The 22,760-nt window shown below is 64.9% G+C and carries 14 protein-coding genes, 1 tRNA gene and 3 rRNA genes; 6 read left to right on the top strand and 12 right to left on the bottom strand.

Going from position 1 to position 22,760, the window contains the following annotated elements; genetic code table 11:
• Positions 1 to 9 precede the first annotated feature (9 nt).
• The 4 genes from rrf to CH42_RS13650 all read right to left on the bottom strand — a co-directional run bounded on the left by rrf (position 10) and on the right by CH42_RS13650 (position 6,077).
• Positions 10 to 126 (bottom strand): 5S ribosomal RNA (gene rrf, locus CH42_RS13670).
• Positions 127 to 249: 123 nt separating this feature from the next.
• Positions 250 to 3,352: ribosomal RNA gene (locus CH42_RS13665) — 23S ribosomal RNA — on the bottom strand.
• A gap of 477 nt (positions 3,353 to 3,829) precedes the next feature.
• Positions 3,830 to 5,355: ribosomal RNA gene (locus tag CH42_RS13660) — 16S ribosomal RNA — on the bottom strand.
• Together the 16S, 23S and 5S rRNA genes form the textbook arrangement of a ribosomal RNA operon.
• A gap of 637 nt (positions 5,356 to 5,992) precedes the next feature.
• Positions 5,993 to 6,077: transfer RNA gene (locus CH42_RS13650), tRNA-Tyr, on the bottom strand.
• A 118-nt stretch (positions 6,078 to 6,195) separates the two neighbouring features.
• On the opposite strand from CH42_RS13650, the gene CH42_RS13645 reads away from it, so the two are divergent.
• Positions 6,196 to 6,663, top strand: coding sequence for a GNAT family N-acetyltransferase (locus CH42_RS13645; protein ID WP_053353749.1), 468 nt, complete (start codon positions 6,196 to 6,198; stop codon positions 6,661 to 6,663).
• Here CH42_RS13645 and CH42_RS13640 read toward each other — a convergent pair.
• The 5 genes from CH42_RS13640 to CH42_RS13620 all read right to left on the bottom strand — a co-directional run bounded on the left by CH42_RS13640 (position 6,660) and on the right by CH42_RS13620 (position 14,104).
• A complete protein-coding gene (locus tag CH42_RS13640) occupies positions 6,660 to 10,400 on the bottom strand; it encodes a proline dehydrogenase family protein (RefSeq protein ID WP_082309458.1) in 3,741 nt (1,246 codons plus the stop codon). The genes CH42_RS13645 and CH42_RS13640 overlap by 4 nt on opposite strands.
• Positions 10,401 to 10,455: 55 nt before the next feature.
• Positions 10,456 to 11,247 carry an ABC transporter ATP-binding protein gene (locus CH42_RS13635; RefSeq protein ID WP_053353748.1) on the bottom strand — a complete coding sequence of 264 codons (792 nt, stop codon included), beginning with the start codon at positions 11,245 to 11,247 and terminating at the stop codon, positions 10,456 to 10,458.
• A 4-nt stretch (positions 11,248 to 11,251) separates the two neighbouring features.
• Positions 11,252 to 12,268 carry an ABC transporter permease gene (locus tag CH42_RS13630; RefSeq protein ID WP_053353747.1) on the bottom strand — a complete coding sequence of 339 codons (1,017 nt, stop codon included), beginning with the start codon at positions 12,266 to 12,268 and terminating at the stop codon, positions 11,252 to 11,254.
• Positions 12,269 to 12,313: 45 nt separating this feature from the next.
• Entirely contained in the window at positions 12,314 to 13,324 is a 1,011-nt protein-coding gene (locus CH42_RS13625; RefSeq protein WP_053353746.1) for an ABC transporter substrate-binding protein, read from the bottom strand.
• 195 nt (positions 13,325 to 13,519) lie between these two features.
• A complete protein-coding gene (locus tag CH42_RS13620; RefSeq protein ID WP_053353745.1) occupies positions 13,520 to 14,104 on the bottom strand; it encodes a YbhB/YbcL family Raf kinase inhibitor-like protein in 585 nt (194 codons plus the stop codon).
• A gap of 172 nt (positions 14,105 to 14,276) precedes the next feature.
• On the opposite strand from CH42_RS13620, the gene CH42_RS13615 reads away from it, so the two are divergent.
• The 3 genes from CH42_RS13615 to CH42_RS13605 all read left to right on the top strand — a co-directional run bounded on the left by CH42_RS13615 (position 14,277) and on the right by CH42_RS13605 (position 16,683).
• Complete coding sequence (locus CH42_RS13615; RefSeq protein WP_053353744.1) at positions 14,277 to 15,080, top strand: FadR/GntR family transcriptional regulator; 804 nt, start codon at positions 14,277 to 14,279, stop codon at positions 15,078 to 15,080.
• 200 nt (positions 15,081 to 15,280) lie between these two features.
• The gene (locus tag CH42_RS13610) at positions 15,281 to 16,351 is read left to right on the top strand and encodes a hypothetical protein (protein ID WP_053353743.1); all 1,071 of its coding nucleotides are present in this window, start codon (positions 15,281 to 15,283) and stop codon (positions 16,349 to 16,351) included.
• A complete protein-coding gene (locus CH42_RS13605) occupies positions 16,348 to 16,683 on the top strand; it encodes a GntR family transcriptional regulator (RefSeq protein ID WP_053353742.1) in 336 nt (111 codons plus the stop codon). Before CH42_RS13610 ends, CH42_RS13605 begins: the two co-directional genes overlap by 4 nt.
• Before the next feature lie 12 nt (positions 16,684 to 16,695).
• On the opposite strand, the gene CH42_RS13600 is transcribed toward CH42_RS13605, so the two are convergent.
• Positions 16,696 to 17,625, bottom strand: a complete 930-nt coding sequence (locus CH42_RS13600; RefSeq protein WP_053353741.1) for a hypothetical protein — start codon at positions 17,623 to 17,625, stop codon at positions 16,696 to 16,698.
• A 37-nt stretch (positions 17,626 to 17,662) separates the two neighbouring features.
• The gene (locus CH42_RS13595; RefSeq protein WP_053353740.1) at positions 17,663 to 18,556 is read right to left on the bottom strand and encodes a MerR family transcriptional regulator; all 894 of its coding nucleotides are present in this window, start codon (positions 18,554 to 18,556) and stop codon (positions 17,663 to 17,665) included.
• Positions 18,557 to 18,669: 113 nt separating this feature from the next.
• Here CH42_RS13595 and CH42_RS13590 point away from each other — a divergent pair, with 113 nt between their 5' ends.
• Together CH42_RS13590 and CH42_RS13585 are read left to right on the top strand one after the other, a co-directional pair.
• The gene (locus CH42_RS13590) at positions 18,670 to 19,605 is read left to right on the top strand and encodes a tRNA uridine(34) hydroxylase (RefSeq protein ID WP_053353739.1); all 936 of its coding nucleotides are present in this window, start codon (positions 18,670 to 18,672) and stop codon (positions 19,603 to 19,605) included.
• Positions 19,606 to 19,776: 171 nt separating this feature from the next.
• A complete protein-coding gene (locus CH42_RS13585; RefSeq protein ID WP_053353738.1) occupies positions 19,777 to 20,685 on the top strand; it encodes a hypothetical protein in 909 nt (302 codons plus the stop codon).
• Positions 20,686 to 20,688: 3 nt separating this feature from the next.
• On the opposite strand, the gene CH42_RS13580 is transcribed toward CH42_RS13585, so the two are convergent.
• Positions 20,689 to 22,665 (bottom strand): M13 family metallopeptidase, encoded by a 1,977-nt coding sequence (locus CH42_RS13580; protein WP_053353737.1) that lies wholly within the window; start codon positions 22,663 to 22,665, stop codon positions 20,689 to 20,691.
• Positions 22,666 to 22,760 lie beyond the last annotated feature (95 nt).

Genomic DNA, 22,760 nt, shown 5'->3' with positions numbered 1-22,760 from the left:
GTAAAAGGTGTCCGGCGGTGTCCTACTCTCCCACAAGGTCCCCCTTGCAGTACCATCGGCGCTGTCAGTCTTAGCTTCCGGGTTCGGAATGTGACCGGGCGTTTCCCTGACGCTATGGCCGCCGTAACTCTATTCACATATGACCACACCCCAACCATCCCGGGGGTGTGTGGCCGTACGTCTAGAACCACAAAGTGGACGCTTACATCGTTACTGAAGATACTCATGCCCCAACCCGAGGGTTGGGAAGAAATCAAGTCATCGGCTTATTAGTACCAGTCAGCTCCACAAGTTACCCTGCTTCCACATCTGGCCTATCAACCCAGTCATCTACTGGGAGCCTCACCACCACAAGGGTGACGGAGATCTCATCTCGAGGCCGGCTTCCCGCTTAGATGCTTTCAGCGGTTATCCATCCCGAACGTAGCCAACCAGCCATGCCCTTGGCAGAACAACTGGCACACCAGAGGTCCGTCCAACCCGGTCCTCTCGTACTAGGGTCAGATCCTCTCAAATCTCCAACGCGCGCAGAGGATAGGGACCGAACTGTCTCACGACGTTCTAAACCCAGCTCGCGTACCGCTTTAATGGGCGAACAGCCCAACCCTTGGGACCAACTCCAGCCCCAGGATGCGACGAGCCGACATCGAGGTGCCAAACCATGCCGTCGATATGGACTCTTGGGCAAGATCAGCCTGTTATCCCCGAGGTACCTTTTATCCGTTGAGCGACAGCGCTTCCACAAGCCACTGCCGGATCACTAGTCCCGACTTTCGTCCCTGCTCGACCTGTCAGTCTCACAGTCAAGCTCCCTTGTGCACTTACACTCGCCACCTGATTGCCAACCAGGTTGAGGGAACCTTTGGGCGCCTCCGTTACTTTTTGGGAGGCAACCGCCCCAGTTAAACTACCCACCAGGCACTGTCCCAGAACCCGATCAGGGTCCGTAGTTAGATGTCCAATATGACCAGAGTGGTATTTCAACAACGACTCCACCCAAACTAGCGTCTGAGCTTCACAGTCTCCCACCTATCCTACACAAGCCACACCGAACACCAATACCAAGCTGTAGTAAAGGTCACGGGGTCTTTCCGTCCTTCTGCGCGTAACGAGCATCTTTACTCGTACTGCAATTTCGCCGAGTTCACGGTGGAGACAGCTGGGAAGTCGTTACGCCATTCGTGCAGGTCGGAACTTACCCGACAAGGAATTTCGCTACCTTAGGATGGTTATAGTTACCACCGCCGTTTACTGGGGCTTAAATTCAAAGCTTCGACCCAAAGATCTAACCTCTCCTCTTAACCTTCCAGCACCGGGCAGGCGTCAGTCCGTATACATCCACTTGCGTGTTGGCACGGACCTGTGTTTTTAGTAAACAGTCGCTTCCCACTGGTCTCTGCGGCCACCACACCCTTTCCGGAGTAAATCCGTATAAGTGGGTGGCCCCCCTTCTCCCGAAGTTACGGGGGCATTTTGCCGAGTTCCTTCACCATGATTATCTCGATCTCCTGAGTATTCTCTACCTGACCACCTGAGTCGGTTTGGGGTACGGGCAACAGCAAACCTCACGTCGATGCTTTTCTTGGCAGCATAGGATCACCTGCTTCCCCAAACGGGTCCGCATCATGTCTCACCCAAAGCCGAAAACTCTTCATAATCGACGGGCTACACATTTACACCGGGACAACCATCGCCCGGCACAGGCTACCTTCCTGCGTCACACCTCACGCTCACCACCCCAGTTCGGGTTCGCAACCGCCACCCCACATCACCCGAAGGATCCATGAAGTATTGGATAGCTGAGCACTACTGGTTAGGTCTTTGACGGTTTACCGCCGGTACGGGAATATCAACCCGTTGTCCATCGACTACGCCTGTCGGCCTCGCCTTAGGTCCCGACTTACCCAGGGCAGATTAGCTTGACCCTGGAACCCTTGGTCTTCCGGAGGACGGGTTTCTCACCCGTCTTTCGCTACTCATGCCTGCATTCTCACTCGTGTGGCATCCACGACTGGTTCACACCGCCGCTTCACTCGCCACACGACGCTCTCCTACCCATCCATACGGCTGGACCACGAAGGCCTACCTGATATATGAATGCCACAACTTCGGTGGCGTGCTTGAGCCCCGTTACATTGTCGGCGCGGAATCACTTGACCAGTGAGCTATTACGCACTCTTTCAAGGGTGGCTGCTTCTAAGCCAACCTCCTGGTTGTCACAGCAACTCCACATCCTTTTCCACTTAGCACGCGCTTTGGGACCTTAGTTGGTGATCTGGGTTGTTTCCCTCTCGACAATGAAGCTTATCCCCCACTGTCTCACTGCTGCGCTCTCACTTACCGGCATTCGGAGTTTAGCTGACGTCAGTAACCTTGTAGGGCCCATCGGCCATCCAGTAGCTCTACCTCCGGCAAGAAACACGCAACGCTGCACCTAAATGCATTTCGGAGAGAACCAGCTATCACGAAGTTTGATTGGCCTTTCACCCCTATCCACAGCTCATCCCCTCAGTTTTCAACCTAAGTGGGTTCGGTCCTCCACGACGTCTTACCGTCGCTTCAACCTGGCCATGGATAGATCACTTCGCTTCGGGTCTAGGACATGCGACTGAATCGCCCTATTCAGACTCGCTTTCGCTACGGCTACCCCACACGGGTTAACCTCGCCACATATCGCTAACTCGCAGGCTCATTCTTCAAAAGGCACGCTGTCACACCTACAAGGGTGCTCCAACGGATTGTAAGCAAACGGTTTCAGGTACTATTTCACTCCCCTCCCGGGGTACTTTTCACCTTTCCCTCACGGTACTAGTCCGCTATCGGTCATCTGGAAGTATTTAGGCTTATCAGGTGGTCCTGACAGATTCACACGGGATTTCTCGGGCCCCGTGCTACTTGGGATACACACCACGCGGTAAAACCATTTCGGATACGGGACTCTCACCCACTCCGGCCGCCCATTCCAAGGCGTTCTCCTATAGCTTCACTCTCACGTCCGAAGCTCAGCAGCGCTCCGAGGCATGTCCCACAACCCCGACCATGCAACCCCTGCCAGGTATCACACATGATCGGTTTAGCCTGATCCGGTTTCGCTCGCCACTACTCCCGGAATCACTATTGTTTTCTCTTCCTGTGGGTACTGAGATGTTTCACTTCCCCACGTTCCCTCTACCCGCCCTATATATTCAGGCGGGAGTCACCAGGTACGCACGCGCCCTGGCGGGGTTTCCCCATTCGGAAATCCTCGGATCACAGCCCGTTTATCGGCTCCTCGAGGCTTATCGCAGATTACTACGTCCTTCTTCGGCTCCAGATGCCAAGGCATCCACCGTTTGCTCTTTGAGACTTGAAATCACATAAGTATTCAGAACCACACACCCACCATCATCACCCCAAAGGGCTCAAACAGTCACGGTGTGTGACCAATGAAATTATTAGTATCAGCAGCACCAAACCACCACACACACCCCGAAAGGCACGTCCTGATGTTTTGACGCTGCAAGATGCTCGCGTCCACTGTGTAGTTCTCAACGTACGGTCGATCCCACCCCCACAAGCAACATGTCTTGTGACAGCGGGTCAAGGATCCAGTCCACCACACACCAGGTGCGGCCGGCTGGTCTCCCAGGACCCAATAGTATGCACTCTTTACGCAAACCCAACCACTCACCCACGCTTTCCAGTAGGCCGCCGAAACAACCCACGTACTCACACAGACGAGCACTCAAGTTCACTTGTCGTATGTTCCACCCATGAGCTGTGTGCGTCACACGTTTGGTGACGATCACACATTCTCTGCACCAACCAATGGTCGGTGAGTGCTCCTTAGAAAGGAGGTGATCCAGCCGCACCTTCCGGTACGGCTACCTTGTTACGACTTAGTCCTAATCACCAGTCCCACCTTCGACGGCTCCCTCCACAAGGGTTAGGCCACCGGCTTCGGGTGTTACCGACTTTCATGACTTGACGGGCGGTGTGTACAAGGCCCGGGAACGTATTCACCGCAGCGTTGCTGATCTGCGATTACTAGCGACTCCGACTTCATGGGGTCGAGTTGCAGACCCCAATCCGAACTGAGACCGACTTTTTGGGATTCGCTCCACCTCGCGGTATCGCAGCCCTTTGTATCGGCCATTGTAGCATGCGTGAAGCCCAAGACATAAGGGGCATGATGATTTGACGTCATCCCCACCTTCCTCCGTGTTGACCACGGCAGTATCCCATGAGTTCCCACCATAACGTGCTGGCAACATAGGACGAGGGTTGCGCTCGTTGCCGGACTTAACCGAACATCTCACGACACGAGCTGACGACAACCATGCACCACCTGTTTACGAGTGTCCAAAGAGTTGACGATCTCTCGCCCGTTCTCGTATATGTCAAGCCTTGGTAAGGTTCTTCGCGTTGCATCGAATTAATCCGCATGCTCCGCCGCTTGTGCGGGCCCCCGTCAATTCCTTTGAGTTTTAGCCTTGCGGCCGTACTCCCCAGGCGGGGAACTTAATGCGTTAGCTACGACACAGAACCCGTGGAACAGGCCCTACATCTAGTTCCCAACGTTTACGGCATGGACTACCAGGGTATCTAATCCTGTTCGCTCCCCATGCTTTCGCTCCTCAGCGTCAGTTACGGCCCAGAGATCTGCCTTCGCCATCGGTGTTCCTCCTGATATCTGCGCATTCCACCGCTACACCAGGAATTCCAATCTCCCCTACCGCACTCTAGCTTGCCCGTACCCACTGCAGGCTGGAGGTTGAGCCTCCAGTTTTCACAGCAGACGCGACAAGCCGCCTACGAGCTCTTTACGCCCAATAATTCCGGACAACGCTTGCACCCTACGTATTACCGCGGCTGCTGGCACGTAGTTAGCCGGTGCTTTTTCTGCAGGTACCGTCACTTGCGCTTCTTCCCTACTAAAAGAGGTTTACAACCCGAAGGCCGTCATCCCTCACGCGGCGTTGCTGCATCAGGCTTGCGCCCATTGTGCAATATTCCCCACTGCTGCCTCCCGTAGGAGTCTGGGCCGTGTCTCAGTCCCAGTGTGGCCGGTCACCCTCTCAGGCCGGCTACCCGTCGTCGCCATGGTGAGCCATTACCTCACCATCTAGCTGATAGGCCGCGAGTCCATCCCGAACCAAAATTCTTTCCACCTACACACCATGCGGTGATAGGACATATCCAGTATTAGACGCCGTTTCCAGCGCTTATCCCAGAGTTCGGGGCAGGTTACTCACGTGTTACTCACCCGTTCGCCACTCATCCACCCCCAGCAAGCTGGGAGCTTCAGCGTTCGACTTGCATGTGTTAAGCACGCCGCCAGCGTTCGTCCTGAGCCAGGATCAAACTCTCCGTAAAAAACGATTGCCACCCATGTCAGGGAAAAACTGACACCGGCAGCGAGTTCAATCAGGCAACAGAACCATCAATACTGACGATTCTTGTTATCCAAAAAAGGAATCTCCCACACCCACAATGTGGATGTCGGGGATTGTTAAATAATTGGCATATGACAATTAAAAGTGCACACTATTGAGTTCTCAAAGACCAGACACCACCCGTCACCCCCAACCAAGAGAGCTCCGAACAGCAACCTGTCATCAACCGCTGGGAGCGAAACACACTCCAGCTGGACCACCCTCAGGGCGTCCACCTTGCGGTGAGATCGAGTCTCTTACTTTACACACTGCAGCATGACTTTTGCTAGTCTTGCTCATCGTGACTTTCAGAGCCGATTTGCGATCCGATCCCGCCGCTTTCGCGTCGTTTTCCGTCTCGCTGACAAGTGAATACATTACGCGGATCGACCCCGTGAGGGCAATTGCGCACCCCATCCCGGGCGTGTCCCGCATATTCATGCGAATTCTGATTCGCAACACGCGCGTGGCCCAGATGCAGGTGCGTGCAGCAGGTATGTAACCCGCGCGGATACGGGCCCTGGAAACACCAAGAGGCCCCGGTCTCGGTGATGTCTCACACGAGGCCGGGGCCTGGCTGGTGGCGGGTGAGGGATTCGAACCCCCGTAGGCAGTGCCAGCTGATTTACAGTCAGCCCCCTTTGGCCGCTCGGGTAACCCGCCGTCGATTGCGCGTGCGCAACCAGGAAGCAACATTACCGTCTTCCCCGGGCGAAATGGAAATCGGACGTCTGCTTCGTTGCTCCGGCACCGCAAATCCACCCCGTGCGAGTATCGATTCATGACCGCGCTGCCTACTGAACTCACCCTCCACTCCGCCCACGTGGGTCGTATCGACTCCTCCACGTTCTACCGAATCGCTGCGCTGCGCCAGCGCGTCTTCGTCGTCGAGCAAGACTGCGTCTACCTCGACCTCGACGGCCGTGACCTCGAACCCGAGACGCAGCAGGTGTGGGCCTCCGACGCCGCCGGCACCGTGGCCGCGACCGTGCGCATTCTCTCCGAGGAGGCGCACGAGCCCGGCCTGCGCAGCATCGGGCGCGTCGTCACCGACCCCGACTGGCGCGGTCGCGGCATTGCCGCGGCGCTCATGGAGGCGGCAATCGCCACCTGCGGCGAGCACCCCGTTGTGCTGCACGCGCAGTCACATCTCACCGATTGGTACGGCCGATTCGGCTTCAGCGCTGACGGGCCCGAATACCTTGAAGACGGGATTCCGCACACCCCGATGCGGCTGACCATTCGCTAGTCGTCGAGCCCGGCGTCGAGGCCGGGCACCGGCACTGCCAATCCGTGGCGATGCGCACGCACCGAGACGGCCTGCTCGCGCAGTAGCGTTAGGAGTTCGACGGGCCCCGCCATCGTCACGGGTTCGCCCCAGATCGCCACGCGATCCTGCCCGCCCAACCATTCAGCCGCACGCACGCGATCTCCGTCGATGAGTCGCACGCGCAGCGCGATCTCACCGTTCGCCCCCACTGGCCCGGTGACCGCGAGTCGCTCGACCCAGTCGTCATCGCGCTCGAGCGACACTTCAATGTCACGACGCTCCAAGAACGCCGCGACTCCGGCGGGCAGCACCTCGCCGGTCGAGATCGTCACCGGGGCCTGCACCAGCAACGCAGCAGCGATGACGCGCACCAGGTGCGCCATCGCGCCGCCCTCCGCCAATCGAATATGCGTCGGCACCGCCCGGTGCCGCAGCACATTACGCTCGACCCCGAGCCCCACGACATCGCGGTCGACGCCGAAACTCGTGCGCCACGTCAGGGCATCGGCGAGTGCCGCACGGCGCAGCGCATCGAACCCCGCGTAGTCGAGGTCGGTCTGCGCCGCCTCGATCAACATCTGCACCTCTGCGTCGAGGCCGCGCAGATGCAGGGTCTCGCTCCGGCTGCCCTCGCGGGGGCGCCATGCCCCGAGAGCGACCAACCGGTGCGGGCCTCCCGCGAGCGCCGCCAGCCCCATGCCGGCATCGTTCCACCCGCCACCGGGGTGCCGTTCGATCAGCGCACCGGTAGTCGGTCGATTCACCGCGAGCGCGGCGGCTTCAACCGATTCGAGCCAATCGGCGATCTCGTCGGCATCGTGCGACTGCAGCGCGGCGACCCCGCCACTCCCCTCCGAGTTCTGCACAGCGATCGCCTCCGAGAGGGAATGCGCGGTGGCGATGCCGATGACCGGCACCGCACGCGAGTCGTCCCAGAAGGTCGACGCTGCGCTCACGCCGAGCCGAACGCCGGGGCTCCACAGCCGGCCCGCATCATCCAGCCTGCGCGGTTGCACGAGCCACGACTCTCCGCGTCCGAGCTCGGTGAGCGCCCGTAATCCCGCAACATCGGGCGCTGCGATGAGCGGACCGATCGCGCCGTCGAGCGCATCGGCGTCACTCGGACGCGCGCTATCGACCACCGTGATCGCGCGCACCGCATCAGCGAGCCCGTCGCGGAATCTGCGGGATCGCGCGACGCTGCCGAGCAGCACCACGCCTCGAGCCGCCCGCGGGTCGCCCGCGTGAGCGCCGAAGGCCGAAGCGACGATGTCGTCGATCGCGCGATCCAGGTCTGCGGAGGGCGTGACCAGCGTGGTGCCGCGTGCCCGGAAGCGCCCTTCCACCCGCAAGTCGGGCCGGCGCCGTGCGAGCTCCAGTGCATCCGACCGCGCACCGAGCACGACCGCGCGGTCGATACCGGGGTGCGCCGCGAGCTCGGCCACCGTGCGCCCGACGACGGTCGCTTCGAGTCGCACGACGCCCGGGGTGAGCCCTCCGACTTCGCACTCCTCGATGACCGCCGCGGCCGAATCGACCAGCGCGGCGGGCACCGACCACAGCACGCCGCTGCCCGCCGCGAGGGCGGCGAACACGGATTCCGCCTGGATCGCGAGCGGCGTTGCCGCGTCGGCGGCGACGAGCACGAGGCGATCCGGCACGAACGTCGCCCCGCGCACCGCACCAAGCCCCTCGGCCAACTGGCCGCTGTAGCGCGCCGCATCGATGAGGGTGTCGACTTCGGCATCAATCAGCCACGGCGGCGCACCGGTATCAACGACGAGGGCCTGGATGAGACGATCACGCGCCGCCACCATCGCCAGCGCGGCGCGGCGGAGACGAGAAGCTCGCGTGCGGTGGGGTTGCGCCGACCAGGCTTCGGCCTGGGCACGCGCCTCATCGGCGACGCGCTGCGGATCGAGGTCGGCTCGAGCGAGCGCAATGGTCGCGTTCGCATCGTCGACCTGCCGAGCAGAAGCTGCGGCGTGCGTGAGCAGCTCGCGCACCCACTCGCGGTTCGCAGCGACCGTGGCATCGGTGCCCGGCTCGTTCGCGAATCCCGAGTCAGAGACCACCGGAATCGCGCGTGGCGGCGCCAGCGCTTCCAAGGCGAATGCCCCCTCGGCACCGCGGGTCAGCCCGAGCACGGCAGCCGTGAGCCCGCCCGTGTCGAACCGCGAGGGTTCATCGGGAGACCGGTAGAAGAGCGCACTGTCGCGCTCGCTCGGATCCCACTCGCGCGCCCGCACCTGCGTGCGATGCGACGACGGAGCAGGATCGGCGGCCAGCTCTGCCGCAGCAGCGAATCGGCGCAGCGCCGCCGACATCGACGATTCCGCGAGCGGGGGCTCGTCATCGACGGGTTCCGCGGCGATCAACGCCTCCAGTCGTGACAATGGCGACTCCGGGTCGGCGGCCTCGGCCGCGACCGCAACGAGCAGGTCAACGGCACCGCCGAACTCCTTGGGGGCGACCACCGGAATCGCGACGCGCACCTCGATGTCTGCCGCACGCAGTGCACTCGCCAGCCCGGGAGCGACGCCGCTGCGCACCTGCAGCGCGGCGAGACCTCGAGCGCCGAGGTGCTCGGTCAGCGCGACGGTGCCGGCGAGGGCCAGCAGATCCTCACTCGCGATCACCGGTCGCAGCACCGCGGCGCGGCCGGGATGCAGTGCCAGTTCGATGAGCCGGAGCAGCTGGGCGGTCACCTCGGTCGGATCTTCGAGCACCGGCACCGCCAGCCCACTCGCAATCGAGGCGATGCGCTCGGTGCCGGCGACCCCGCCGACTCCGATGGTCACCTCGGCGGGAGCACCACCATCGGCGACCCGACGCTGCGCCCACCGGCTCAAACGCCCGTAGTACTCGCGTGACTCCGGCAGTTCTGCGAGCAGCCGCACCCCGATGCGGGCCCGGTCGAGGGCCGGATCGACGGTGGCGCGAATGGCGATATCCGGAAGCATGCGCGCCCACCGCACCGTGCGCGCGGTCAGGTGCACCGTTGTGCCGTGGTCGGCAGCAGCCCGCAGCACGGGCTCGAGCGCCGCCGCCGCGCGAGCGACATCCGCGTCATACGACCAGTCAGACCCACCGGGGGCGATCCGCGTGACGTCGACGACGAGATGTCCGACGGTCGGATGGGCCGCCAGCGCAGCCAATCGGGCCGCCTCGGCCGCAGCGCCCGCCGGCCCGTGCACCGCGTCACCGAGCGGCTCGATCACCGGCTTCAGGCCAGCGTCGGAATACTTGCGCAGGCCATCGGCGAGACCGGCGAGGCGACCGCTGCCGCCTCCCGCTCCCGCCCCTGTCGCCAGCTTCGTCGCGAGCACCAGGCCAGAGACTCGGTCGCGCAGCCACTTGCGCGCCACCGGCATCACCGCCCAAGGCAGACCCAGCGATGTCGCGCCTCCCGCACGCACCGCCAACCGGTCGCGCACCGGCATCGACTCGGGAACCTCGCGAGCCATCGCGTGGAGACCGAGCGCCGAAGCGAAGGCGTCATCCGTGCCCGCCACGAGTTCGAGCAGACGCCGCGTGAACTCGAAACTCTCGGGGTCGCGGCGGAGACCCTCGAGCAGGTGGTCGGCGCCACGCGCCTCGGCTTCGACATCGGATTCTCGACCGCGGAGCGCCGCAACCCATTCGGTCGCGAGCGTCGACGTGCGCGCGGCGACGTCATCCCAGACCGAGACCGTCTCGATGGATTCACCTGCCATGTGCCCACTGTATGGGCGTGACCTGCGATTCCAGGGAGCGCGCGCCGAGTGCCGATCAGGCGAGCAGCGCGCGATCGTCGAGCTGAGCGCCCTTGATCTTCGCGAACTCCTCGAGCAGCCCCGCAACCGTCAGCCGCTGCTTCTCTTCTGCCGACGCCTCGAAAACGATGTTGCCCTCGTGCATCATGATGAGGCGGTTGCCGAGACGCAGCGCCTGCTCCATGTTGTGGGTCACCATGAGCGTGGTCAGCTTGCCCTGCGCCACGATGCGATCGGTGAGTTCGGTGACAAGCGCGGCGCGCTGCGGATCGAGCGCTGCCGTGTGCTCGTCGAGCAGCAGGATGCTCGGGTGCGTGAAGCCCGCCATGAGCAGCGACAGCGCCTGGCGCTGGCCGCCCGAGAGCAGCCCGACCTTGGCCGTAAGCCGGTGCTCGAGGCCGAGTTCGAGCGACTGCAGTTCGGTGCGGAACCGCTCGCGCAGTTGACGATTGAGGGCGAACCCGAGCCCGCGACTCTGGCCGCGACGCACCGCAAGGGCGAGGTTCTGCTCGATGGTGAGGTCGGGGGCCGTGCCCGCCATCGGATCCTGGAACACCCGGCCGATGTACTTCGCCCGCTGATGCTCACCCAGCCGGTTGACCCGCTTGCCGTCGATCTCGATGCTGCCCGAGTCGACGGTGTAGCGACCAGAGATGGCGTTGAGCAGCGTCGACTTACCCGCGCCGTTGGAGCCGATCACGGTGACGAAGTCGCCTTCGTCGAGTCGCAGGCTGAGGCCGGCAAGCGCGCGCCGCTCGTTGACGGTGCCTGGGAAAAAGGTCTTCTCGATGCGATCGATGGTGAGCATGCGGCTACTTTCCGGCGGAGGGGTTCGAGTGCGGGGCTGCGCCGGTCGCTGCGGCGGGAGCCGGGTGAGTCGGTGCCGGATCGGCCGACGCCGCAGACGTGACGTCTTCGAGCACCACGCTGCCGTTCTTGCGGCGCAGCGCGGGGATTTTGCGCAGGAAGCCCCAGCGCGGCAGGAGCAGCGCGAGGATCACCAGGACGGCGGTGATGAGCTTCATGTCGTTCGGGTCGAGCCCGGCCTGCAGTGCGAAGAAGATGATGAGGCGATAGATGACCGCGCCGAGCACGACGGCGAGGCTGGCGAGCCAGATGAAGCGCTGACCGAAGATCGCCTGGCCGAGAATGACCGAGGCGAGGCCGACGAGGATGAGGCCGACGCCCATGCTGATGTCGGCGAAGCCCTGGTACTGCGCGACGAGCGCCCCGCAGAGCCCGACGAAGCCGTTGGAGATCGCGAGAGTCAGAATCTTCGTGCGGTCGGTGCTGACGCCGAAGCTCCGGATCATCGGGCCATTATCGCCCGTCGCCTGAATGGCGAGGCCGAGGTTCGTCGACAGGAACCAATCGACGATGAACTTCAGCACCAGCACTGCCACGAGGACGATGGCGACGCCGCCCCAGGTGCCGAGCAGGTCGGCCTCGCGGAGCGGGGTGAACACGGTTTCTGCGCGCAGGAGAGGCAGGTTCGCCGCGACCGCGGTGCCCTCTTTCGCGGTTCCCATGATGCGGAGGTTGATCGACCACAGGGCGATCATCGTGAGGATTCCGGAGAGCAGCCCGTCGATGCGGCCCTTCGTGTGCAGCAGGCCGGTGATGATGCCGGCCAGGAGCCCCGCCCCGCCACCGGCGAGGGTGGCGAGGACGGGGTTCTGACCATTCGTGATCAGCGCGGCTGCGACTGCGGCGCCCGTGGTGAAGCTTCCGTCAACCGTGAGGTCTGGGAAGTTGAGCACCCGGAACGTCAGGTAGACGCCGAGCGCCATCACGCCGTAGATGAGGCCGAGTTCGAGCGCGCCGATCATGCGGTGGTCTTTCTGTTCGTGTCGAGAGTTCGGGTGGAGCCCGATTTACTCGACGGTCTCCGCCTGATCGAGGATATCCTTCGGGATCTCCACGCCCATGCGCTCAGCGGCGCCCGGGTTCACGACGTAGGTGAAGCTCTTCGAGACCTCGACGGCCATGTCTGCCGGATCGGCCCCATCCTTGAGGATCTTGATGGCCATCTCGCCGGTCTGATGGCCGAGATCGGTGTAGTCGATACCGAGCGTCGCCACAGCGCCGCCCTCGACCGTGCCGGCCTCTGCGCCGATCACGGGGATCTGCTTCGTCTCGGCAACCTGCACGAGCGAGGCGATGCCCGAGACGACGAGGTTGTCGGTCGGCACGTAGATCGCGTCGACGTCGCCGAGCGCCTCGGTGGCCTGCGCGATGTCATTGGCGGTCGTGACCGTCTTGGTCACGATCTCCAGATCCAGATCTTTCGCGGCCTCCTCGGCAGCCTTCACCTGCACCTCAGAGTTCACCTCACCCGAGGCGTAGACGATGCCGACCTTCTTCGCGCCGGGAACGATCTCCTGGATGAGCTTCAGCTGCTCGTCGAGCGGAGCGAGGTCGCTGGTGCCGGTGACATTGGCGCCCGGCTTCTCGTTGGAGTCGACCAGCTCTGCCGAAACCGCGTCGGTGACGGCGGTGAAGAGCACAGGCTTGTCGGTGATCGCCTGAGCCGCAGCCTGAGCCGCGGGCGTGGCCACGGCGAGAATCAGGTCGTCGTCGGAGTTCGCGAACCCCTGTGCGATGGTGACCGCGGTAGCCTGCTCGGCGTTCGCGTTTTGCTCATCGAACTCGACCGTATCGCCCTCGACATAGCCGGCGTCGATAAAAGCCTGCTTGAAGCCCTCCGTGGCGGAGTCGAGCGCGGGGTGCTGCACGAACTGGCTGATGCCGATCTTCACCTTCTCGGCCGCGGCGCCATCGCCACTGCCCGAGTCATTGGAGGAGCAAGCGCTCAGCGTGAGAGCGGCCACAGCGGTGAGGCCGGCAACGGCGAGAGCGCGGCGGCGGAACGAGGTCTGTCGCATGGGTATCGGATCCTTCGAGTGAGGCGTCGCCGGGTCAGCACCGCGGCGAACTGAGGAATCGGCGCGAGAAAGCGCCGATTCCAGCATGCTAGACGGTGCGGGGCCGATCGCACACACCGAGGGCGGCGTTCGTGATGGAGCCGTTGTGTTGATCCGGCCCCCGAGGTGCGCTGGTCGCGCGCGCCGCAGCCGCGGCTAGGCCGCGCCGCCGAACTCCCCGGTCGCCACGATGAGTGCCCGAGCCAGCACGGCATCGCGCATCGTGAACCCCATCACCGCCGGCGTTGCGCCCGGATCGACGTCGATGCGATCGACGCTGAGCGCGTGGACGGCGAACCAGTAGTGGTGCACTCCCGTACCCTCGGGCGGGGCCGCGCCCGTGAACGACGGCTCGCGCATCTCGTTCGGCATCGTCAGCGCTCCGTCGGGCAACAGCTCACTGCCCGGGCTGCCGGCCAGTGCACCGGCTCCGGCGGCCAGCTCGGTCACACTCGCCGGAATATTCGCGACGGACCAGTGCCAGAAGCCCGAACCGGTCGGCGCATCGGGGTCGAAGCAGGTCACGGCAAAACTGCGGGTGCCCTCCGGGAATCCTGACCAACGCAGGTGCGGCGATCGATTCGACCCGCCGGCGTACTCGGCGTAGACCTCGGCGGGCAGCGGCTCGCCATCTTGTATATCACTGCTCGAGAGGGTGAACCCCGGCACCTCGCGCATGCCCGCATAGGGGTTGATGGCTCCGCGGCCCTGTGTTCCGGTCACTGCGTTCCCCTGCGTCATGGCGCTCCCTCGTCATCTCGGAGCACGCGCTCGGACAGCGCCGTGCAACGTCTCACAGCCTAGGGCGCGCGGCAGGCGAAACCAATGGTCACGACCCGGAAACGCTCATCTCGCCCGGATATACTGGCACCTCAGCACCGGCGCACTTCGCGCCCGACGAATCGGAGCGGCTATGGCAGCGACCACTGGGTCAGATCGAGCACGCGCGACGCTCGCTTACCTGCGTCGCAAGATCACCACCGGAGAGTGGCCGGTCGGCGGTCGCATCCCCATCGAGCCCGAGCTCGCCGAGCAAACCGGTGTCGGCCGCTCGACCGTGCGCGAGGCTGTTCGCTCGTTGGCCAGCATCGGCATGCTTGAGACACTGCCGGGCCGTGGCACGTTCGTGCGTTCGGCTGCCCCGACGAGCACGCTGCTGAACGAGTTCCTGAGCGACTTCACGCTCGAGGAGATCCTGAGCTACCGCCGCGCCCTTGAAATCGAGGCCGCGCAGCAGGCCGCGCTCCACCGCACCGACGAAGACGTCGCCGCGCTCGAGCAGGCCGCGATCGAAGAGGTCGGCTGCACGCGCTGCCCCGTGCTCGGATTCGCCGGCGACGTCGACACCGCCTTCGACAGCCGGTTCCACCGCCTCGTCTTCGACGCCGCGAAGAACCGTCTGCTCGCGTCGCTGTACGCCGGCATCAACGACCGCCTGCGCACCCCCGAGCACCGCGGCCGCCTGGCCAACGTCGCGACGGGTGCTGAGATGGAGCGCGACCACGCACGCGTGCTCGACGCGATCCGCCGCCAAGACTTCATCGACGCCGTGCACGCGATGGTCAACCACGTCGACCACGACGTCGTCATCGTCAACGACCAGCACGAGGTCGTGCCGCCGCTCGTGCGCTCGCCCGAGCAGCAGCAGCGCATCGACGAGGCGCAGCTCGCGCAAGATTACACGCAGGCGCAGGCCGAGGATCGCGAGCGGGTGTAATCGCTTCGCCTGTGCAGCCCCCGTCGCGTTCGCGCGGCGGGGGCTGTGTCGTTCATGCCCGTCGGCACTGCTACGGCGCTTTTCGATGTGCCGGATCGCGTTGACTCCACCAACTTGCACTACATTCGCAGTACAAGTTGTGATAGTTTCGCAGCACAAGAAGTGCTCGCGGTACCACGCCGCCCGACGAATGGAGCTGTATGGACATCGTCTTCTGGATTCGATCCGTGCTGCTGCCCGTGCGCGAAGTCTTTTCGATTGAAGCCGCCTCGACACTCGGCCTGCTGTTCTTCAGCCTCTCCTGGGTACGACGACGCAGCATCGTCGCATTGCCCGAGGGGCGGCGCCGGGCCACGCTCGGCACCATCGGCATCGCCGGAGCTGCGGCGGTGCTGGCCGTCGGCACCGCCTCGAGCTACGTCTCGGCAGCGAATCCGATCACGGGGTGGGGCGGTTGGTGGCTGCGTCCGGCGCCGCTCCTCGCGGTCGCTCTGGCACTCGTGGTCTTCGCCCTGATGCTGCGCCGCGAGCCGCTCCCGGCCCCCGGTGAACGGGCGATTGCGCCGCGCCGCCGCTGGTGGTCGTTCGCGCCGTCTCCGCTGCTGTGGACGACGGGCATCACCGCAGCACTGCTGCTGCTCACCGCCACCTGGCAGACCGCGATCGGGGTCTCGCTCCCGGAAGACGGCGACACCTACGGCATCGGACCGACGGTGCACGGGCCACCGGCCTACATGGAACTGCAGCACGGCTTCGGATACGTGTGGGGCGCCGGGTGGCCCAACCACGCACTCACGCTCATCGCGCTCGCGCTGAGTGGGGCTGCGCTCGTGCTGGTGCTGAGCGGCGACGCGAACCGTCCAGTCTTCGCCCGGGTCACCGCTGCGGAGGTGCGGCAGGATCGCGCCGCAACCGCACGCATCGTGACCCTGATCGCGCTCGGCGGCATTCTCCTCACGCTCGGCGCGGTGTGGGCGTTCATCGGCTTCAACGGAGATCGCTTCGTGACGCTCGGCGAACCCGACGCGAACGGTGCGGTAGACGTGATGATCGGATCCCGCTACCAAGACTTCGCGGGTATCTTGCACCGGGGCGGCTACCTCGTACAGGGCCTCGGCGCCGCGCTGCTCATGCGCCTTGCCGTCGACACCTGGCGAGAGGTGCGTGCCGGTCGACGTCGAGCCACGAGCCCGTCGGGCGATCCGGCACCGACTGCCAGTGTCGCCTCGCAGACCGCGATGCCACTGCGCGAAACCGGGTCACGCCAGTGACCGGGTCAGCCGAGGAGATCGCCGCACTCTTCCGCGGCGCGATTCAGACGGGCCAGCTCGGCGATAACGAGCGCCTGCCGACCGTGCGCCAGACCGCGCGCGACTTCGGCGTGGCGCAGGCAACCGCCGCGAAAGCGTATCGCGCGCTCGAACAAGAGGGCCTCACCGTGACCCGCACTGCCGCGGGCACGCGCGTCGCGCCCGGCGCTTCGCGCGCCGCCGGTGCGGTCGTCGAGCGTGCGCGAGCGTTCGCCGAGTCCGCGCAGCAGGAGGGCACAAGCTTCAACGACGCAGTCGCCGTGCTGCGAGCAGTGTGGCCGCCGAGCGAGTGACCGCAGCCCGTTTCAGTCTGCGGTGTCGCAGTACGTCTTGAGATTCGCCTCGTGCACCTGCAGCGCTGCGTCCCACTCCTCGAACGCTGCGTCGGCATCGTCGATGTAGGCGTTCAACTCGTCATCATTGAGTTCGCTCGCCTGATCTACAGTCAACGCGGTGGCCAGGTGGTCGTCGGTGAAGTCCATATACAGGTCGTACATGGCCCCGAGTTCGTCATACGCTTCCCCGGCATCGACCTGCACGAGTACCGTTCGCATGCGTTCTATTGCCGCCTTCGCCTGTTCCGTACCCTCGCTGACGTCGCCCTCGCCCACCACTTTTGTCGCTTCGTTGAACGCCAACCCCGCGTCAACCCAGTCGAAGTTGATGAGGTTGCAGACCTCGCTGGCGGGCTGGTCACTCTGCATCGGACCGCAGAGGTCGTAGCGCTGCTCGTCGGCCGCGGCCATGTCGGTTTCGAGGCCGGCAGTCAGCTTGCCCAGGATCGCGTGCGGGCTCTCGAGGTCATTCGGGTCGACGGGCGTCCCGACAGGGATCGCTTCCAGCCCCGACCAGACCTGGTCGGCGTACGCCTGGTGCGCGGCGATCGTCGCGTCGAGTGCCTGTCGCAGTTCGGGCACCTCGACGCGATCCGCGATGCCCTGCAACGACGTGATCATCGCCAGTTGCTCGCTGCGATCTTGCTCAAAGTCGCGGTGCCCCTCACGCGCCTCGATCACCCGCCACGGCTCGAGCGCGTACCCCCACTCCTCCCACACGATGGTGCACGCGCCGTCGAGATCTTGCCCGTCCGCCGTGTTCTCAGACGGGCTCGATGCCGCATCCGAGGCCGCGCTGTTGCCCGGGACCGAGGGAAGCAGCGCCGAGCACCCTCCGACTCCCGCCATGAGCGCGAGGCTCACGGCAATGATTCCCACGTTCTTGGCAGCGGTGCGCATAGTTCCCGCGATGTTGCGATTTCCCTCGCACCCCAATTTAGTCGAGGCGCGGCGTCTCGGCATCTGCGTCGCCGCGCTCGTCGTGCTCGGCCGCATCGACCGCGTGCAGCAGCGCGTCGCGCACGAACGCGGCCCCCTGCACCCCGCCATAGTTCGCCGCGAAGCGGTCGTCGGCGACGTAGAGTTCCGCGAGCCCGCGGATATAGCCGGTGATGTCGCCGTTCGGATCGGCCGTCGGCGTGCCCGGAACACTGCGCAGCCAGGCGATGTGGCGTGCGGCGAGATCCTGCGCTTCCGCGGACGTCGGATCGGCTCCGCGATCCGCCGCCGCCGTCCAGGCCGCAGCCAGTTGGGCAGAGCGCTCCTGCCAGTTCGAGCGCTCGTCATCGCCCAGACCGCTCCACCAGCGATCCCCGGCAGCGTATGCGTCGGCGCCCCAGCGCTGCTCCACCTCTTCACGGTGCTTCGAGTGGTCGAATCCGTCAAACATGCGGTGAGTCATGAGGTCTCCTTCAGTGGGGTCGGTGGGGTGGTTCGGGTCGGTGGGGTCTCCGTGCGGTCGCCGAAGCGCCGTGATGGTGCGTTCGACGGCTCCGATCTGGGCCTGTAGTCGGTCGCGTTCGCGGTGCAGGATCGCGAGGTGCGTCTGCAAAATCTCGGCCTCGGCGGTCGGCGCCGGGTGACCGCGCGCCTGCACGTCTTGCGTGGCGAGCACGCGCGCGATCGCCTCGAGCCCCAGGCCCAGCTCGCGCAGCAGCAGGATGCGCTGCAGGCGCACCAGCGCACGGTCGTCGTAATAGCGGTAGCCGTTCGCGCCGATCTCGGTCGGCGGCAGCAGGCCGATGCGGTCGTAGTGGCGCAGCGTGCGCGAGGTGGTGCCCGAGGCACGGGCGACCTGCTGCACGCTGCGCAGCGGTGTGGTGTCGGTCATGTTCGTCTCCGTTCACGTGCAACGGTAGATGTTGACGCTGCGTCAATGTCAAGTCTTGAGTGCAGCGATGTCTCATGGCTCCCGTTACTCACGCCGGCGCGTACGATTGTCGGGTGAGCGAGCCCAAGATTCTGCTGTACTACGTCTTCGCGCCGATCGCAGACCCCGAAGCCGTGCGCCTCTGGCAGCAGCAGCTCTGCGAATCGCTCGGGCTGCGCGGGCGCATCATCATCTCCCCGCACGGCATCAACGGCACCGTTGGCGGCGAGCTCGACGCGTGCAAGCAATACGCGCGCCGCACCCGCGAGTTCGGGCCGTTCGCCGGCCTCGAAGTCAAGTGGAGCGAAGGCACCGCCTTGGTCGACGCCCCCGAAGAGGGATTGCACGGCGTCGATCGCGCGCCGCGCTGGAAGCGCATCACCGACTTTCCGAAGCTCAGCGTGAAGGTGCGCGACGAACTCGTCGCCTTCGGTATCCCCGCCGAGACGCTGGTCGACGCCGATGGCGTGGTCGGCGGCGGGCAGCACCTCTCGCCGCAGCAGGTCAACGAGCTCGTCGCCGACCGCGGCGACGACGTGGTCTTCTTCGATGGACGCAACGCATGGGAGGCCGAGATCGGGCGCTTCCGCGGCGCCGTCGTACCCGACGTGCGCACCACCCACGACTTCATCGCGCAGATCGACGCCGGCGACTACGACGCCCTCAAAGGCCGGCCCGTGGTCACCTACTGCACCGGAGGCATTCGATGCGAGATCCTCTCGGCCGCCATGCGCGAGCGCGGCTTCGGTGAGGTCTACCAAGTCGACGGCGGCATCGTGAAGTACGGGGAGGCGTTCGGCAACGACGGGCTGTGGGAGGGATCGCTCGCCGTCTTCGACGGGCGCGAATCACTCGACTTTGCTCCCGGCGCTGCCGTCATCGGACGTTGCCGCGTGTGCGATTCGCCCTCGAACACCGTGGTCAACTGCGCGAACCCCGCATGTAAGCACCGCTTTGTCGTGTGCGCCGAGCACACCGGCGCCCCGTGCGCGGAGCACGCCGCGGCGTAGCGCTCAGGGCGGCCGACGGCACGCTCAGCAGCGTACCCATGCCATGGGAGCGGGGTCACTTTCGGAGCGTGTCGTGCATGCCGCACCCTCCGAAAGTGACCCCGTTCGCACAGACATCGGCCGCGGAGCGCATACCCCTGATCTGCAGGGCAGTGCTCTACGCTGTGCGGCATGACCACTCCGTCGCGCCGCGAGCGCGTAGTCGCGCGCTTCACGCAGCCTCGCAAGGCTTCGGGGGGCGAACCCCGACCCATCGTCGAGCGCTCGATCGATCGCCTGCTTGCCGTGCAACGCCCACCGGTGCTGGCGCACCTGCGCCGCATTCGCAAGAAGTACCCGCAGGCGACGCCTGACCAGATCGTGCGTGTGCTCGAGGTGCGCTATCTCGCCACCGTCACGGCCGGCGGGGCCGGGGTCGGGGCCGCCGCGGTGATTCCGTCGGTCGGCACCGGCATCGCCCTCGGGCTGGCGAGCGCCGAGACGATCGGCTTCATCGAGGCCACGGCGCTCTTCGCGCACTCGGTCGCTGAGGTGCACGGCATTACGACGACCGATCGCGAGCGCACCCGCGCGCTCGTACTCGCCCTGATGCTGGGGCAGGAGGGCGCCGACCTCGTGCGCCAGGTCACGATGCAGGCGGTCGGAGGCGGCGGATCGCGCCGCGACTACTGGGGCAAGATGCTCACCTCTGCGCTGCCGCGCTATGCGGTGGGGCCGCTGCTCGATCGCCTGAAGACTTCGTTCTTCCACCGGCTCGCCGGCGTCGGCGGAGCCTCGGTGATCGGCAAAGTGCTGCCGTTCGGCATCGGTGCCGTCGTTGGTGGCACGGGCAACCATTTACTCGCGCGGCGCGTGGTGCGCGCAGCTCGCGATGCGTTCGGACCCGCTCCGTTCACGCTGCCGAGCGACCTCGAACCGGTGCGCGGGCGGCTCGCCCCGATCGCGCCGGTCGCCTTCGCGCCGGTCGCCTTCGAGGCGGTGGCCGACGACGCCCGGGCCACCACGGACGTCGCAGCGATGGCCACCAACGCGGCAGACGGGGCGATCGATATCACCTCGCTGCCGCCGCGACAGCAGTAGCGCCTACCAGATCGAAACGCGCTCTGCCGGGTCGAGCCAGAGCCCATCACCGGGCTTCGTGTCGAACGCCTCGTGGAACGGGGCCAGGTTGCGCACGATCTGATTGCAGCGGAACTCGTTGGGCGAGTGCGGATCGATCGTGAGCAGGCGCACCGTCTCTTCGGGGCGCGACTTCTGCTGCCAGGCCTGCGCCCAAGCAAGGAAGAATCGCTGGGCACCGGTGAGTCCGTCGATCACGGGCGACTCTGCGCCGTTGAGCGAGCGGAGGTAGGCCTTCCACGCGATCTCGAGACCCGAGAGGTCGCCGATGTTCTCACCGATGGTGAGCTCGCCGTTGACTGTCTGGCCTTCGGCACCCTCCGGCGATAGCGCGTTGTACTGACCGATGAGCGCACCGGTGAGCTGTTCGAAGGCCGCGCGATCCGCCTCCGTCCACCAATCGGTCAGACGGCCATCGCCGTCGTAGCGGGAACCCTGATCGTCGAAGCCGTGCCCGATCTCATGTCCGATCACCGCGCCGATCGCGCCGAAGTTGGTGGCCGCGTCCCACGTCACGTCGAAGAACGGCGGCTGCAGGATCGCAGCGGGGAAGACGATCTCGTTGAACCCGGGGTTGTAGTACGCGTTGACTGTCTGCGGCGTCATGAACCACTCGTCGCGGTCGATGGGCTTGCCGAGCTTGCCGAGCTCGCGCGCGAACTCGAACTCGGCGACGCGTCGTGAATTGCCGAGCAGGTCACCGGCGTCAACCGCCAGCTCGGTATAGTCGCGCCACTTGACGGGGTAGCCGATCTTGGGAGTGAACCGGTCGAGCTTGTCGAGTGCACGCTGACGGGTCTCAGCCCCCATCCACTCGAGGCGCTCGATGGAGTCTCGGTAGGCCTCGATGAGGTGTTCGACGAGCCCGTCCATTGCGGCCTTGGCGCGCTCATCGAAGTGGCCTTCGACGTAGAGGCGCCCCACCGCTTCACCCATGGCGCCCTCGACGAACGACACGCCGCGACGCCAGCGGTCTCGCTGCTCGGGGGCCCCGGTGAGGGCCGTGCCGTAGAAGTCGAAGTTTGCTCGCGAAAGCTCTTGCGAGAGCACCGACGCGGAGGCGCGCACGATGCTCCAGACCAGCCAGGCCCGCCACGCCTCGAGTTCGGGTTCGACCAGCAGCTCGGCGAGACCCGAGATGGCGTCAGGCTGCGCGGCGACCACCTCGGCGAAGGCAGACTCGGGGGCCCCGAGTGCGCCGAGGTACGCCGACCAGTCGAACTGGGGAGTCAGCTCCTGCAGCTGCGCGAACGTACGCAGATTGTAGAGCTTCTGGATATCGCGGCTCGCCACCTTGTCCCAGTGGCTCACGGCGATGCGGCGCTCGAGCCCGTAGGCGAGCTCGGCCAGACGATCCGCCTGCTCAACGCCGGCGAGACCCAGCATGCGCGCGATGTGGGCCTGGTACTGCTCGCGAATCGACGCGAACTGCTCTTCTCGGTAGTACGACTCGTCGGGAAGACCGAGGCCGCCCTGCATGACGAACACGATGTAGCGCTCGGGATCACCCGGATCGTTGTCGATGTACATGCCGTAGAAGCCGCCGAGGCCCTGCCGCTCAAAGTCGGCGACCGCGGTCAACAGTTCGTCGATCGACACGACCGACTGCGCCCGCGCGATGTCGGCGGCGATCGGCTGGGCGCCGAGCGCGTCGATCCGGTCGGTGTCCATAAAGCTCGCATACAGCGCGGCGACCTTGTCTGCCTCGGTGTCAGCCGGAGCCCCGGGTGCGGGCGAATCGGTACCGGTGATGATGTCGCGCACCGCCTCTTCGGCGTTCTCTGCCAGCACCGCGAACGACCCGTATCGCGCCTTGTCGCCGGGAATCTCGGTGCGCGAAATCCAGCTGCCGTTCACGTGTCGATACAGGTCGTCTTGCGGCCGCACCGCAGGGTCGAGTTCGGTGAGGTCGATGCCGGAGGCCGTCGCTGCAGTGCTCATGCGACCACCCTACTGGGGGCCTCAGACAACGGGCAGAGTGTTTCGCGGAGCGCGATCGACGGGTGACGATCACCCCACAGAGAGTGCGGGATCGA

This window comes from Leucobacter musarum subsp. musarum (assembly GCF_001273845.1).
In the GTDB taxonomy this organism is placed as follows: Bacteria; Actinomycetota; Actinomycetes; order Actinomycetales; family Microbacteriaceae; genus Leucobacter; species Leucobacter musarum.
The sequence above is the reverse complement of the archived record's forward strand: the minus strand, read 5'-3'. Positions and strand labels throughout refer to the sequence as shown.